The 14,751-nt window shown below is 38.5% G+C and carries 14 protein-coding genes; all 14 read right to left on the bottom strand.

Annotated elements, in window-relative coordinates; all coding sequences use genetic code 11:
- Positions 1-323 precede the first annotated feature (323 nt).
- The 14 genes from lysS to M3225_RS27155 all read right to left on the bottom strand — a co-directional run bounded on the left by lysS (position 324) and on the right by M3225_RS27155 (position 14,706).
- On the bottom strand, positions 324-1,808 hold the full coding sequence (gene lysS, locus M3225_RS27220) for a lysine--tRNA ligase (RefSeq protein WP_251400305.1): 1,485 nt from the start codon (positions 1,806-1,808) through the stop codon (positions 324-326).
- A 272-nt stretch (positions 1,809-2,080) separates the two neighbouring features.
- Positions 2,081-2,626: a 2-amino-4-hydroxy-6-hydroxymethyldihydropteridine diphosphokinase gene (folK, locus tag M3225_RS27215; protein WP_251400303.1), complete on the bottom strand. Its 546-nt coding sequence runs from the start codon at positions 2,624-2,626 to the stop codon at positions 2,081-2,083.
- A complete protein-coding gene (folB, locus tag M3225_RS27210) occupies positions 2,627-2,986 on the bottom strand; it encodes a dihydroneopterin aldolase (protein WP_251400301.1) in 360 nt (119 codons plus the stop codon).
- A 21-nt stretch (positions 2,987-3,007) separates the two neighbouring features.
- Positions 3,008-3,871, bottom strand: coding sequence for an aminodeoxychorismate lyase (gene pabC / locus M3225_RS27205; protein ID WP_251400299.1), 864 nt, complete (start codon positions 3,869-3,871; stop codon positions 3,008-3,010).
- A gap of 4 nt (positions 3,872-3,875) precedes the next feature.
- Complete coding sequence (gene pabA, locus M3225_RS27200; protein WP_013054890.1) at positions 3,876-4,457, bottom strand: aminodeoxychorismate/anthranilate synthase component II; 582 nt, start codon at positions 4,455-4,457, stop codon at positions 3,876-3,878.
- Positions 4,458-4,459: 2 nt separating this feature from the next.
- Positions 4,460-5,875 (bottom strand): aminodeoxychorismate synthase component I, encoded by a 1,416-nt coding sequence (gene pabB / locus M3225_RS27195; RefSeq protein WP_251400297.1) that lies wholly within the window; start codon positions 5,873-5,875, stop codon positions 4,460-4,462.
- A gap of 97 nt (positions 5,876-5,972) precedes the next feature.
- Complete coding sequence (gene cysK / locus M3225_RS27190; protein WP_013054888.1) at positions 5,973-6,911, bottom strand: cysteine synthase A; 939 nt, start codon at positions 6,909-6,911, stop codon at positions 5,973-5,975.
- A 201-nt stretch (positions 6,912-7,112) separates the two neighbouring features.
- Entirely contained in the window at positions 7,113-7,991 is an 879-nt protein-coding gene (gene hslO, locus M3225_RS27185; protein ID WP_013054887.1) for an Hsp33 family molecular chaperone HslO, read from the bottom strand.
- A 12-nt stretch (positions 7,992-8,003) separates the two neighbouring features.
- Positions 8,004-8,771, bottom strand: a complete 768-nt coding sequence (locus M3225_RS27180; RefSeq protein WP_013054886.1) for a type III pantothenate kinase — start codon at positions 8,769-8,771, stop codon at positions 8,004-8,006.
- 216 nt (positions 8,772-8,987) lie between these two features.
- Positions 8,988-10,898, bottom strand: coding sequence for an ATP-dependent zinc metalloprotease FtsH (ftsH, locus tag M3225_RS27175; RefSeq protein WP_251400296.1), 1,911 nt, complete (start codon positions 10,896-10,898; stop codon positions 8,988-8,990).
- Between the two features lie 93 nt (positions 10,899-10,991).
- A complete protein-coding gene (gene hpt / locus M3225_RS27170) occupies positions 10,992-11,531 on the bottom strand; it encodes a hypoxanthine phosphoribosyltransferase (RefSeq protein ID WP_251400292.1) in 540 nt (179 codons plus the stop codon).
- Positions 11,532-11,558: 27 nt separating this feature from the next.
- On the bottom strand, positions 11,559-12,935 hold the full coding sequence (gene tilS, locus M3225_RS27165; protein ID WP_251400290.1) for a tRNA lysidine(34) synthetase TilS: 1,377 nt from the start codon (positions 12,933-12,935) through the stop codon (positions 11,559-11,561).
- Positions 12,936-13,031: 96 nt separating this feature from the next.
- Positions 13,032-13,997 carry a protein kinase domain-containing protein gene (locus M3225_RS27160; protein WP_251400286.1) on the bottom strand — a complete coding sequence of 322 codons (966 nt, stop codon included), beginning with the start codon at positions 13,995-13,997 and terminating at the stop codon, positions 13,032-13,034.
- Complete coding sequence (locus M3225_RS27155) at positions 13,966-14,706, bottom strand: VWA domain-containing protein (RefSeq protein WP_013054881.1); 741 nt, start codon at positions 14,704-14,706, stop codon at positions 13,966-13,968. The genes M3225_RS27160 and M3225_RS27155 overlap by 32 nt, the downstream gene beginning before the upstream one ends.
- Positions 14,707-14,751: the final 45 nt, after the last annotated feature.

The raw sequence follows: 14,751 nt of genomic DNA, 5'->3' as shown, positions 1-14,751 counted from the left end.
GCCAGCGTTCATCCTGAGCCAGGATCAAACTCTCCGAAGAAATGTTTGACTTGCTCAATTTAAAAAATAAAAATTAACGTTGACGTTTGTCGCTTTGTTCAGTTTTCAAAGTTCAACCGCCGCTCTTGAGCGACTTTACTATCTTATCAAGTTATCAACGTAATGTCAACAACTTTTTTTATTTCTTTTTGTTGTTTTCGCTTGTCTGCGTTAGCAACAGATATAAATATACCAAATCTCTTTCATAAAAACAAGAGGTAAATCAAAAGTTTAAATTTTCTAATATTATTAGCTAAAAAAAGATGGCCGTAGCCATCTCTTTTTTAGCGCTGACGCATATGTGGGAATAATAGTACGTCACGGATTGACGGTGCATTTGTTAGTAACATAACAAGGCGGTCAATACCGATTCCTAGACCACCTGTAGGTGGCATACCATATTCTAATGCCTCAATGAAGTCATCATCCATCTCATGTGCTTCATCGTTTCCTTGTTCTTTCTCTTTTAACTGAGCTTCAAAGCGCTCACGTTGGTCAATCGGATCATTTAGCTCTGTAAATGCATTCGCGTGTTCACGCGCAACGATAAACAGCTCAAAACGGTCAGTAAAACGCGGGTCTTCCGCATTTTTCTTAGCTAATGGAGAAATCTCTACAGGATGTCCGTAAATGAACGTTGGTTGAATTAACTGCTCTTCTACTTTTTGTTCGAAGAATTCATTTACAATATGTCCATATTGCATATGTTCAGTGATTTCTACCCCATGTTCTTTCGCTAAAGTACGCGCTTCTTCAACAGAGGTTTCTCCCCAGAAGTCTACGCCCGTATATTGTTTAATAGCATCGACCATATGAAGTCTTGTCCACTCTGGAGTTAAATCTACCTCTTGGTCGCCATACTGAATCTTTGTTGTGCCAAGTACTTCTTGCGCGATGTGGGCAATTAAGTTCTCTGTTAAAGCCATGATATCTTTGTAGTCCGCATACGCTTCATACAATTCAATCATTGTAAATTCAGGATTATGACGTGTAGAGACCCCTTCATTACGGAATACACGGCCAATTTCATATACTTTTTCTAATCCACCTACGATTAAACGTTTTAAGTGAAGTTCAATCGCAATACGCATATAAAGTTCCATATCAAGCGCATTGTGGTGTGTCACAAACGGACGAGCTGCTGCTCCACCTGCGATCGAATGCATCATCGGTGTTTCAACTTCTAAGTATCCATGATTATCTAAGTAACGGCGCATCGATTGAATAATGCGGCTTCTTGAGATAAATGTTTGTTTACTTTCTGGGTTTGTAATTAAATCTAAGTAACGTTGACGGTAGCGCTGTTCAATATCTTTTAAACCATGATATTTATCTGGAAGTGGACGAAGCGCTTTTGTTAGTAACGTAAAATCTTTTACTTTAATAGAAAGTTCGCCAACTTTTGTTTTGAATAAAACACCTTCAACCCCTACCAAGTCACCGATATCTACGCTGCTGAAGATTTCGTACTGTTCTTCGCCAATTGCATCTTTACGTACATAAAGCTGAATTTGCCCCGTTAAATCTTGAACGTGAGCGAAACCTGCTTTTCCTTTTCCACGCTTTGTCATAATACGACCAGCTAGTGATACAGGTACTTCATTTTCTTCTAACTGTTCTTTTGTTAACTCGTCATACTCACTAATTAATTGCTGTGATGTATGTGTACGTTCAAAACGTTGACCAAACGGATCAATACCTTGATCTCGTAGGTTGCTCATTTTTTCGCGACGAACGAGAAATTGATCATTTAATTCTTCATGACTCATCGTTTACTCATCTCCATCGTATAATTAAGTTTTCCGAAACAGAAAAAAGGCCAGCATGTTTACTGGCAACTACTACGTTTCTTTAAAATTATTATAGGTTCAGTCGTTTCTCTATGTCAAATCGCTTTATTCTTGCTTCGCTTCTCTTTTTCTTCGATTTCTATAACAAGTTACCCACTAGACCAACAAGCTGCGAACCCAAACACCAAAGTTTTCACTCTGAACTCTACTTTACTCCAATATAAAAATGAATCAACTAATAAGATTCGTTTTTACTTATGTAAATCATTAATATTATTTTCGAATATATCTAGTATACCAGTTGTTTGCTTTCGAAATAATTTTACACCTTTTAAATCCGATAAACGTGTTGTGATGGTTTCAACTTTTTCTTCTGCTACAGGGAGAATAAGAGATGGAGCTAGTTCGTTTAGAGGAACCATCACAAACGCTCGTTCAAACATTCGGGGATGAGGGACGCTCAGCCTATCCGTATGAATGATTTCGTTACTATAAAGTAAGATATCTAAATCAAGGGTTCTAGGCCCCCATACAATCTCTCTTTTTCGACCTGCCGTTTGTTCAATGGCTTGCAAACAATCTAAAAGGTGCTCTGACGAATACGTTGTTTGTACTTTTACTACCATGTTTAAAAAGCTTGCTTGATTAGTATACCCGACCGGGGCCGTCTCATAAACAGATGAAACAGCTACTACCTTAATCTCAGAGTGTTTCATCAAGCCAGTAACTCCTGTTTTCAAATGTTCCATTCGATCTTCAATATTTGATCCTAATGCAATATATGCTTCTGTTGTCATTCAACGGCTCCTTTTAATTTCAATAGCTACCGATTGATAATAACCAGGAATTGGCGGATCAGGCTTATATACCTTTACTGTACAAGCCTGAACAAGTTCATAATTAGCAAGCAATTCAGATGCAATCGTTTCGGCTACCATTTCAACTAACTTGAACGTGCGCTTCTCTACAACTTCTTGGCATGTTTGGTATAAATCTGCATAGCTCACTGAGTATTCTAAATTGTCCGTAGTACCTGCTTGTTTTAAATCCAGTTCTACAGCTAAATCTACATGAAAACGTTGCCCTAACTTATTTTCTTCTGGAAATACACCATGATATCCATAGAAACGCATATCATTCACATAAATTTTATCCATCTTTAGCATCTCCTTTCGTCTTTATACATGTAACTCATGCCGGCTCATTAGCGACGTCGTGTAAGAGCGATACTCTTTTTGCAACTGAGCTGTCAACGTATGGTCTCCTAGTGAAAACTGCTTATCTTTTACGCTTCGAAGAGGTACGATTTCTTGAATGGAATTTGTAACGAAAGCTTCATCACTCTCCAAGAGCTGTTCCACTGTAAATAAACCTTCTACAACCTCTATGTTTTTCTTTTGTAAAAGCGTAAAAATAAACTGTCTCGTAATTCCATTTAAGATACCTGTTTCAAGAGACGGTGTATATACACAGCCATCTTTTACAAAAAATAAATTGGACACAATGCCTTCAGCTAAGAACCCTTCTTTTGTTAAAAAGATACCCTCTTTATTTAAGTCCGAACCAACTTCTCGTTTAGCCAATACGTTGTTTAAATAATGATGAGATTTCAACCTCATGGTTCCTTCAGGCGTATTTCGTTTCGTCTCAAGAATAAGCCCCTCTTTTACAAGGGGGCTCGATGGATGAGGCATTGATTTCATATATACGATTGTAGATGGCTTGTCGTATTCTTCCACTTGCAATCCAATTCCGCCATTTCCTGCTGAGACATTTAATCGAACATACGCATTTCTCTCATTATTTTTCATTAACAGACTATTAATGATTCTCAACACGTCCTGTGTAGAGTAATCCCATACAATATTTAATTCACATAAGCTGCTACGCAGTCGATCCAGATGGTCTTCCACTAAAAATGGATGACCTTCATAAACTCGTAACGTTTCAAACAGCCCTAGGCCATACATATATCCGTGATCAAACGGAGAAATAGTGGCTTCAGATGCAGGCTTCACTTCGCCATTTACGTATATATACATATCATTACACTCGCTTTTTTTCGTAAGTTTCAATAAAATTCTTCAGCATTTCTTTACCGTAAGAAGTCATGATAGATTCAGGGTGGAACTGTACTCCTTCAATAGGTAATGATTTATGGCGAATCGCCATAATTTCATCTTCTGCTGTCCACGCTGAAATTTCAAAGCAATCCGGCAGTGAACTTTTTTCTACAATCAAAGAATGATATCGAGTTGCCGTAAACGGATTATCAAGACCTTTAAAGATAGTACGGCCATCATGATGCATTTCAGATGTTTTACCATGCATTAATTTATCCGCACGAATCACATTCCCTCCAAAAGCTTGCCCAATCGACTGATGCCCTAAGCATACGCCGAATATTGGAATCTTACCTGCAAAATACTCGATGGCTTCTAAACTGATTCCCGCTTCGTTAGGACTACACGGTCCCGGGGAAATCATCAAGAAATCTGGATTTAGCACTTCAATTTCAGAAAGTGTAATTTCATCATTTCTTTTTACAAGAAGCTCATGCCCTAGCTCACCTAAATACTGTACTAAATTAAACGTAAAAGAATCATAATTATCAATCATTAATATCATCTTTACTCACCCTCACTCAGCTCATTTTCGCTCTGCTCTTTTGCTTTCCATAGTGCAATTGCTTTTTTCAGTGATTCTTTGTATTCGTGTTTCGGATTTGAATCAATCACAACACCCGCACCAGCCTGCACATAAGCTTGGCCGTCTTGAATAATCATAGTGCGAATCGCAATATTTAATTCCATATCTCCATTAAACCCAATCCAACCAATCGATCCTGTATAAATTCCTCGTCGAACAGGTTCAAGTTCTTCAATGATTTCCATTGTACGAACTTTAGGTGCTCCAGTAATCGTTCCTCCAGGAAAAACCGCATCTACAATATCTACAAAATCTTTATTACGCGCGAGCTTGCCTTTTACATTAGACACAATATGCATCACATGTGAATACTTTTCAATAACCATAAACTCGTCAACATGAACGGTACCATATTCACTTACTCTACCGAGATCATTACGCTCCAAATCAACAAGCATCACATGCTCTGCACGCTCTTTTTCGTTGTGAATAAGCTCATCCGCTAACTGTTGGTCTTCTTGATCATCCTTACCACGAGAGCGCGTTCCCGCAATCGGTCTCGTACTGATTTCATCACCGGCTTTTTTCACTAATAATTCAGGTGAACAGCTCACAATGTGAAATTCTTCTGTCTGCATATAAGACATGTAAGGAGACGGGTTGATCTTTCGTACTTGTTCGTAGATATGCATAGGATGAGTTTGAAGCTGTTGAGACTGTCGAACAGATAAGTTTACTTGAAACACATCGCCTTGCCCGATGTACTCATGTACGCGAGTTGTGGCATCCGAAAAAGCATCTTCAGACATCGAAACCTCACTTTTTTCGGCAACACGATGAATACGCTCATATGAGAGCCCTTCAGCACTTGCCTCCATCCAGTCCCTTTTGTATTGATTAATACGCTTATGTGCTCGCTCTTTACAATCTTCTTCATCGTTAACCATAATCCAAAGCTTTTCCTTTTCTTGATCGTATACAAATACATCATCGAAAATAAGGAAATAAACGTCCGGCGTTTTTAAAGAATCTTCAGCAAGTCCAGGTATGGTTTCTACATAGCGGATATAATCATAGCTAATAAAGCCAATTGCTCCACCTTGAAAAGGAGGAAGATCTGGATTCACCTCTGCTTCAAACTTCTTCATCCAGTCTCTCATAAGATGAAGCGGATTACCTTTTTGAACAATAACTTGGCCATCCGTTTTGATATGAAGTTCGTTCTGTTCGCCTCGCAAAATTGCTACAGGTTTTAATCCCATCATTTGAAAATTCCCGCCTCGACCGCTTTCAAGTAGGATATGATTCGGTTCGTCTTTTGACAACTCTTGATATTTTTTGAACCATTGGTTTTTAGAGATAGAAATAGATTCGCCCCAAGTCATTCTTTGCTGCATTTGTTCACTCTCCTAAAAATAAATCACCTGCTTTCATTTTACATGATTCTCAGATGAAAAAAAACAGCTTCATATAGAAGCTGTTTTTTTATCGTTTTTATGCTTGTGTTTGTTCCTCGAATTGGAACAATGGAGTACTTAAATAACGCTCACCGTTACTTGGAATAATCGCTAACACTTTTTTACCTTTTCCAAGCTGTTTTGCAGCTTTTAACGCAGCATAAATCGCAGCCCCAGAAGAGATACCTACTAGTACACCTTCTGTTTTTGCTACTTTACGTGCATATTCAAAAGCTTGGTCGTTTTGAACAGCAACAACTTCGTCATATACTTCCGTGTTAAGCGTATCCGGAACAAAGTTTGCACCGATTCCTTGAATTTTATGAGGTCCTGGTTGACCACCGCTTAAAATCGGAGAATCAGCTGGCTCTACCGCATAAATTTTGATGTTTGGGTACTTTTCTTTTAACACTTCACCAGCACCTGTAATAGTACCGCCAGTACCGATACCTGCCACAAATCCATCTAGCTGATCGCCAAACTGCTCGATAATTTCTTTAGCCGTTGTTTGACGGTGCACTTCTGGGTTCGCTTCGTTTTGGAACTGTTGAGGAATAAAATAGCCGTGCTCCTTTGCAAGCTCAGTTGCTTTATTAACCGCACCTTTCATTCCTTCTGGACCTGGTGTTAACACTAACTCTGCACCGTACGCACGAAGCAGATTACGACGCTCAATACTCATTGTTTCAGGCATTGTTAAAATAGCACGGTATCCTTTTGCTGCAGCTACCATTGCTAAGCCAATTCCTGTGTTACCACTTGTTGGTTCAATGATTGTGTCGCCAGGTTTTAAAACACCTTTTGCTTCAGCATCTTCAATCATTGCTAATGCGATACGATCTTTTACGCTGCTGCCTGGGTTCATAAATTCTAACTTTAAATATACATCCGCCATATCTTCTTCAACTAGACGGTTTAGTTTTACGATTGGTGTTTGACCAATTAACTCTGTAATTGAATTTGCAATACGTGCCATATGACCACTCCTAATACCAACTAATTTTATTGATTTTGTATACAATTTATCAGATGTTTTCTAAATTGTCAATCATTTTGTCTTTCCATTTACCTATTTTTGTTATATTTTTAGATCAATATATACATAAATAGGACTTAACACTTATAAAAAAAGGCGCTCATTTATAAAATGACGCCTTTTAAGAATCTTTTATTTCATTTAAATTGCTTGTTCTTTCATTTCTTCTAGCTGCTTTTTATCAAAACGATAGGTCTCATTACAGAAATGACACTGTGCTTCAGCTTGGCCGTCTTCCTCAATCATCGATTGAATCTCTTCTTGTCCTAAGCTGATAATAGCATTAGCAATTCTTTCTTCTGAGCACTGACATTTAAACTCTACAGGCATTGTCTCCAGAAACTTTACGTTTTCTTTTCCAAGAACTTCTTCTAAGATTTCCTCAGGAGAAAGGCCTTTTTGAATCAGTTTTGAAATTGGTTCAATCGTTTGCAAACGTTGTTCAATAGCTGTAATAGTTTTATCATCTGTTCCTGGCAGAAGCTGAATGATAAATCCGCCCGCAGCTAAAATCGTGTTATCAGGGTTAACAAGTACACCTACACCTACTGAAGATGGGACTTGCTCAGATGTCACAAAATAATACGTGAAATCCTCTCCTAATTCTCCCGATACGATAGGTACTTGTCCGTTAAATTGATCACGCATCCCGATATCTTTTACGACACTTAGCGTACCATCTGTACCTACAGCACGTGCTACATCTAATTTTCCATGCTGATTTAAATCAAAGTGAGTTTGCGGGTTTGTTACATATCCACGCACTTCCCCTTTGGCATTGCTGTCTACTAAAATAACGCCAATTGGGCCTCGGCCTTCAATTTTAATTGTTAGCTTTTGCTCACCCTTTAGCATAGCCCCCATCATAACTCCCGCAGTCATTGAACGTCCCAATGCTGCAGAGGCTGTAGGCCATGTATAGTGACGGCGCTGCGCTTCTCCAACTGTATCCGTTGTTTTTACCGCATAAGCGCGAACTTGACTATTGTAAGCTAGCGCTTTTACTAAATAGTCGCCCATAATATACACCTCTTACTCCATATTTTTTGTATAAATTATTTGCAATCCTTTTAAAGTCAAAAATGGATCCACAATATCAATAATATCCGACTCTTTAGCAATCAATGTTGCGAGTCCTCCAGTAGCAATAACTTTAGGATTTACTGTTGCTTGCTCTTTCATTCTTGCTACAATTCCTTCTACTTGTCCAACGTATCCATATAAAATACCTGCTTGCATCGCAGATACTGTATTTTTTCCAACAATGCTATTTGGTCGCGCAATTTCAATTCGCGGAAGCTTAGATGCTCTTGAATAAAGAGCCTCTGTCGAAATATTAATACCAGGGGCAATCGCACCACCCATATATTGCTTATTTTCATCAATATAGCAATATGTGGTTGCGGTACCAAAATCAACGATAATTAAAGGGCTTCCGTACAGCTGAATTCCAGCAACAGCATTTACAATACGGTCTGCTCCCACTTCACGTGGATTTTCATATTTAATATTTAAACCCGTCTTAATTCCAGGACCAACAACAAGCGGCTTTAAATGAAAATACTTTTGACACATTCTCTCCAATGCAAACATAATAGGAGGAACAACAGAGGAAATAATAATACCATGAATATCTTTAAAAGATAAACTAACGTGCTCAAGCAAGGCTTTGATTGTCATGCCATACTCGTCTTCTGTTTTATTACGGCTTGTTTCTACACGCCAATGATACTTTAATTCATCTCCATCGTATACACCTAATACCGTATTCGTATTTCCAACATCTAATACAAAAATCATTTCAATCACCACTTTATTTAAATTCAGTATTCACACTGAAACCATCATACCATAATTGGTAAATAGACGTGTATATTCTAGATAAAATAGGAATATAATGACACAATTGTCTAGTGGATATCCTACTTATCCACTATATATACGAAAAACCTTTTACCAAACTTAACTTCTACCCAATAAAAAAATCAGTGGAGAATATCTCCACTGATTTTTTTATTATGCTTTTGGCTCTTCATCGTCTGTCTTTGTTTGGATGTTTACTTTAACGTCTTCATCTGTTACGTGACTAGAACGATCTGGAAGAGTTCCATGATCTACTAAGTGGTTGATTTGCTCAGCGTCTAACGTTTCTACTTCTAACAATGTTTGAGCTACAAGCTCTAACTTGTCACGGTTTTCCGTTAAGATCTGCTTCGCACGCTCATAGCTTTCTTTAATGAAACGTTGGATTTCATTATCAATTTCATGAGCAATCGCATCACTGTAGTTTTGTTCACTGTGTAAATCACGACCTAAGAATACTTGGCCTTGTTGTGATTGACCAAACTGCATTGGTCCTAACTTTTCACTCATACCGTATTCTGTTACCATTTTACGAGCGATGCTTGTTGCACGCTGGAAGTCATTATGAGCACCTGTACTCACTTCGCCGAAAATAATTTCCTCAGCTACACGACCACCAAGCAACCCAACAATTTTATCCAGCAGCTCTGGCTTCGTCATAAAGTAGCGATCTTCTTTTGGTAACATAACAGCATATCCACCAGCTTGCCCGCGTGGAACAATGGTTACTTTATGTACCATATCAGCTTCGTCTAATACGACACCGATAATTGTATGTCCTGCTTCATGATAAGCAACAATATTGCGTTCTTTCTTAGAAATAACTCGACTCTTCTTAGCGGGACCTGCAATTACGCGGTCTGTTGCTTCGTCAATGTCGACCATTTCAATTTTCTTTTTATCCTGTCTAGCAGCTACTAAGGCAGCTTCGTTTAACAAGTTTTCTAGATCTGCACCTGAGAAACCTGGCGTACGCATAGCAATTGCTTTTAAGTTTACTGATTCATCTAAAGGCTTATTGCGAGCATGTACTTTAAGTACTGCTTCACGGCCATTTACATCTGGACGATCTACCGTAATTTGACGGTCGAAGCGGCCTGGACGTAATAACGCTGGATCTAAAATATCCGGGCGGTTTGTTGCTGCAATGATAATGATACCTTCGTTAGCACCAAAACCATCCATCTCAACAAGCAATTGGTTTAATGTTTGTTCACGCTCATCGTGTCCGCCACCAAGACCTGCGCCACGTTGACGACCTACAGCATCGATTTCATCAATAAAGATAATACATGGAGCATTCTTCTTCGCATTTTCGAATAAATCACGAACACGAGAAGCACCGACCCCAACAAACATTTCAACAAAGTCTGAACCACTGATAGAGAAGAACGGAACGCCTGCTTCACCAGCAACAGCTCTTGCTAATAATGTTTTACCAGTACCAGGAGGTCCCACAAGTAAGACACCCTTCGGAATTCTTGCACCTAGCTCTGCGAATTTACGAGGATCTTTTAAGAACTCAACAACTTCCACAAGTTCTTGCTTTTCTTCGTCTGCACCAGCTACGTCTTTAAATTTAACCTTTTTCTTTTCTTCACTGTAAAGCTTAGCCTTACTTTTACCGAAGTTCATAACACGACTTCCGCCGCCCTGAGCTTGGTTCAGTAAGAAGAAGAATAGGATGAAAATAATAACAAACGGAATGATTGACGTAAAGAACGTTACCCAGCCGCTTGTTTCATCAGCAGGTTTAAAATCAACTTCTACTTGATTATTTTCTGAAGCAGCGTCAATACGATCAAGTGCTTTGTCACCATCTACGATGTAAGTTTGGAACGTTTGATCCTTTTTATAAGAATCTAACTTTCCTTGCACAACATACACGCCTCTTTCAGGCTTCATAGAGAGTGATTTCACATCACCTTTGTCTAAGTGTTGAACAAATGTATCGTATCTCATTGGTGTTGCTTTTTGATTAGAGCCACTAAAGAAGCTTACCACGCCAATAATGACTAAAAATATAAGTAAATAAAAGATGGTATTACGGAAGATCCGATTCATTTCTTACCTCCTCCCACGATAAACAAATACTGTATTCAATACTAACATAGAACATTTATCCTATCCAATAAATTGCACTTGGATATGTGCTTATTAATTGCTATATACTTGCGGTTTAAGAACCCCAATATACGGCAGGTTACGATATTTTTCTTGATAATCTAATCCATACCCTACTACGAATGCATCAGGTACTTCAAATCCAACGTAATCTGCTTTAATAGCTGCTTTACGACCTGTTGGTTTGTCTAAGAGTGTGACAATCTTAATTGACTTAGCTTTACGGTACTTGAATAGCTCTACAAGATAGCTAAGTGTTAAGCCGCTGTCGATAATATCCTCTAAGATAAGAATGTCTCGACCTTCCACTGATGTATCTAAATCTTTTAGGATTTTTACTTCACCAGAAGAAACCATCTCATTGCCATAACTTGATACATCCATAAAATCCATTTCTAAATATGTATCAACACGCTTAATTAGATCAGACATGAAAGGCATAGCACCTTTTAATACACCAATTACCAAAGGAAAACGGTCAGCGTATTCCTCAGATAATAGCTTACCCAATTCTTTTACTTTCTGTTGTATTTCTTCTTCTGAAATCAAAATTTCTTGAATATCCTGCTTCATTCCTTACTTGCCTCCTAGAAGTTTTCGCTACTTATAGTATAAAATAACATATCTGGACTTATGTGTATGCAGTTCATAAGCAGATTTTTTCAAACCAGGTAGCCACAAAATAGTTCCTTGGCTATCTTCCACTACCGGCCAATGATCTCTGAAGTGTAAAGGGATTTTTTCATCGATAAAAATATCCTTTACTTTTTTATGTCCCTTCATGCCCTTTACTCGCATTTTATCGCCATTTTTTCGTGTCCTTACCTTTAATGATTTTAAATCGTGAGCTTCATCTAAAAGAAAAACATCGTTTCCTTTTATATCTTCGACTTTATTATGTATTTCACAAATAAGCTGGTGACCATTTGGAAGCTCAACGACCCCTGGAATCGGAACAATAAATTCATATGGCTCGATGTTCCCCTCATTAAAGGTGAAAAGACAGTCGTTGTAAGATCGAATAATGCGTAAACCATTTGGAAAATCAAGCGCCCCAGACGGTTTTTCACTTTTACAAAATCCCACTAACGTGTCAACATGCGCTGAAGAAAGGGTTGGAGGAATTTCTTTATAGAGATAGTTTAATATTAGTTGAATACCACGCCTTTGTAAAGGCTTGCGTATCCTTAGAAAACAATCTCTATCAATGAGAATTTCATTTTTCAATTTCTTTCTCATTACTTTATTCATCACATCGGTCGTTAATTCCTCTAAGTATGCTTGATCTTCGTGCAAGTTCTCGCTAAATTGTTGAAATTTTTCATGTACAGTGGCGTTTTCTTGCTTTAAAAATGGCAAAACGTAATGACGAAACCGATTTCTCGTGTACGAGTCTTTCTCATTACTCGGATCAATCCGAGGTGTAAGCCCATATAGCTCACAGTAGCGATTGATTTCTTCTTTCGTTACGGCTAGGAATGGCCTAATAATAAATCCATCCCCATATGGCCGCTTGGGCTGCATCCCTGCGTATCCATTCATCGTACTACCTCGGACCATTCGCATTAACATCGTTTCAACCTGGTCATCTCCGTGATGTCCTAATGCAAGAAGATTTGCTTTGTGTTTCTTCATAACATGAGTAAAAAATGTATAGCGGCATTCTCTGGCAGCTACTTGAGAAGATAACTTTCTTTCCTTCTGATAAGAAGTAACATCAATCTGCTTCGCCTCACATTTAATATTCAATTGTTTGCAGTAGTTCTGCACATATTCCATATCTTGCTTTGACTCTTTGCCCCGGAACATATGATCAACATGAGCAGCAATAATCGTTAGAGATTTTTGCTCTTTCAGACTCCATAAGAAATGCAGCAGCGCTAAAGAATCAGGACCACCAGAAATACCTACAACTACCGTAGAGCCTGCGGATAATAACTGATGTTTTGTCATAAAATTGTTCACTTGCTTTTCCATAGGAATGACTCATCCTTATAATGTACACGCAATAATGTATCATTAATTTACTTTATACGAATGACTATAAGGAAAGTTTCACAATTTCTCCAAACTTTATAGCACTTGAATAAATAGGTACAAAATATAAATCAACATTACAGACGTACAAAGTAGTAGCGTCTCTAACACGTGAGAACGCTTCTTCTTTACTTTAACACGAGGAGCAGACGGTTGACGAACGTTTTGAGGCTTTGTTCCTCTACTTTTTGCCCCTCTTCTTTTTTCAACCGATAACACCTCTGTTTTCATTTCTTTAGCTGACTTATACTTTCCCGTAACCGCTTGATACAAAACGTCCCCGAAAGGTTCTAACTGCTTTGTTGTTAATATAAATTGTTTTAATTGTTCAGCCGGTTTGTCTGTTTTATTAATCCGCTTGCCATAAGCTGCGTGAATCAAAACCATAGATACGGCAAACAAATCATAGGTTGGTTCTGCTTTTCGGGAGCCAAGCCCCCAGTGCGCTCGATCATAAAAGTCAGTAAATTCTTTTATTGAACGCCCTTGCAGAGTTGTTCCTCCGACGTCAATCCATCGAACTTTTACGGGGTTAGATGTTACGACCAGGTTTTCTGGTTTTAAATCACCAAATACCCAGCCTTCTTCATGAAGATTTTCTAAGTCTGTTAAGAGTTGACTTGCAAATACTTGCAGCCATTCTGTCCCTCTTGATGAGATAAAAGAAAGGAGAGGCTGCCCTTTCACATATTCCATTACATAGAAAGAAAGAGCGTGAGGGCCATAGCTCCAATCATCTACATCAAGTAAGCGCGGTCCTAACACTTTGTCTTTGACTTGAGACAACTTTTTTAATACATTCACTTCTGCTGTAACGGACATGTTGGAAAAGCTTATTTTTAACGCCGCTAGCGTTCCGTTTACTAATTGAACTAAATAGACAACTCCAGTTGCCCCCACGCCTAATTTCTCAAGAATTTTATAATGGACGTGATGCCATTTTCCTTGAATTTCTGTTCCCGGAGATAGGTTACATACCTGATTCTTCAATGTATTGTTCATTATTTTTTAACAACCCTCTCAATGAGCGCTTTTTGGTGAAATAATGAGTAGCCTCTTTGATAGCCGGTCCAGTAGGCGTAATACCTCCTGCTGTTAGTTTAGGAAAAATCGTTGAAAGCGACTCTAATCTTGGATTCCAGTCCATTAGCTTCTCTACATCTTTCTTTTTCCCAGGAAATAAAAAGATTGAAAATTGATTATGCCCCATACGAGCATTCAAGCTTAACGACAAGTCTAACAGTGACTCCTTTACAGTAGGAAGCTTATTTTTCATACTTCCGCTCATGTCAACTAAAATAAGAATCTCTAAGTCAACCGTTTCGCCAAGTTCATCGACAACTTCCATGATTTCTCCTCGCTTCTCAGGAGATAACTCTTCTAATCTTGAATTAGAGGAACCTAGAATTTGTTGAAGTTCTTTATTTACAACGCCTTGAAGTGTTTGCGTCATTGCCTGCCTTGTAACCATTTGAACAGTTTGAGACAGCTGTTTTACGTAAACAATTTGACTCACGCCACCGCCTGACATGGCAATGCCTTCTATTTCATTAGTGCTTTGCTCATCAATTGTGTCCTCTTCCATCACACCAATAACGTTTACACTAATCCCTTGTTCCTTAGCTAGCGCTGCCATTGCTACCGGGTCTTCACCTGTATTCGAACCACCGTCTGTAATTACCAACATCTGTTTCAATGTACCTTTTTTCATAAAAAAATCCCCTCCTCATTATCAGTATTAACATGATAGACGAGG

This window comes from Priestia aryabhattai (assembly GCF_023715685.1).
Classification (GTDB): domain Bacteria; phylum Bacillota; class Bacilli; order Bacillales; family Bacillaceae_H; genus Priestia; species Priestia aryabhattai_B.
Note: the sequence above shows the minus strand (reverse complement) of the source record. Positions and strands in the feature narration are given on the sequence as shown.

Excerpts from the sequence above, each read along its gene's own strand:
- ftsH (WP_251400296.1), bottom strand. The coding sequence starts at position 10,898 with ATGAATCGGATCTTCCGTAATACCATCTTTTATTTACTTATATTTTTA.
- tilS (WP_251400290.1), bottom strand. The coding sequence starts at position 12,935 with ATGGAAAAGCAAGTGAACAATTTTATGACAAAACATCAGTTATTATCC.
- M3225_RS27180 (WP_013054886.1), bottom strand. The coding sequence starts at position 8,771 with ATGATTTTTGTATTAGATGTTGGAAATACGAATACGGTATTAGGTGTA.
- hpt (WP_251400292.1), bottom strand. The coding sequence starts at position 11,531 with ATGAAGCAGGATATTCAAGAAATTTTGATTTCAGAAGAAGAAATACAA.
- M3225_RS27155 (WP_013054881.1), bottom strand. The coding sequence starts at position 14,706 with ATGAAAAAAGGTACATTGAAACAGATGTTGGTAATTACAGACGGTGGT.
- cysK (WP_013054888.1), bottom strand. The coding sequence starts at position 6,911 with ATGGCACGTATTGCAAATTCAATTACAGAGTTAATTGGTCAAACACCA.
- M3225_RS27160 (WP_251400286.1), bottom strand. The coding sequence starts at position 13,997 with ATGAACAATACATTGAAGAATCAGGTATGTAACCTATCTCCGGGAACA.
- hslO (WP_013054887.1), bottom strand. The coding sequence starts at position 7,991 with ATGGGCGACTATTTAGTAAAAGCGCTAGCTTACAATAGTCAAGTTCGC.
- folB (WP_251400301.1), bottom strand. The coding sequence starts at position 2,986 with ATGGATAAAATTTATGTGAATGATATGCGTTTCTATGGATATCATGGT.
- pabC (WP_251400299.1), bottom strand. The coding sequence starts at position 3,871 with ATGTATATATACGTAAATGGCGAAGTGAAGCCTGCATCTGAAGCCACT.
- folK (WP_251400303.1), bottom strand. The coding sequence starts at position 2,626 with ATGACAACAGAAGCATATATTGCATTAGGATCAAATATTGAAGATCGA.
- pabA (WP_013054890.1), bottom strand. The coding sequence starts at position 4,457 with ATGATATTAATGATTGATAATTATGATTCTTTTACGTTTAATTTAGTA.
- lysS (WP_251400305.1), bottom strand. The coding sequence starts at position 1,808 with ATGAGTCATGAAGAATTAAATGATCAATTTCTCGTTCGTCGCGAAAAA.
- pabB (WP_251400297.1), bottom strand. The coding sequence starts at position 5,875 with ATGCAGCAAAGAATGACTTGGGGCGAATCTATTTCTATCTCTAAAAAC.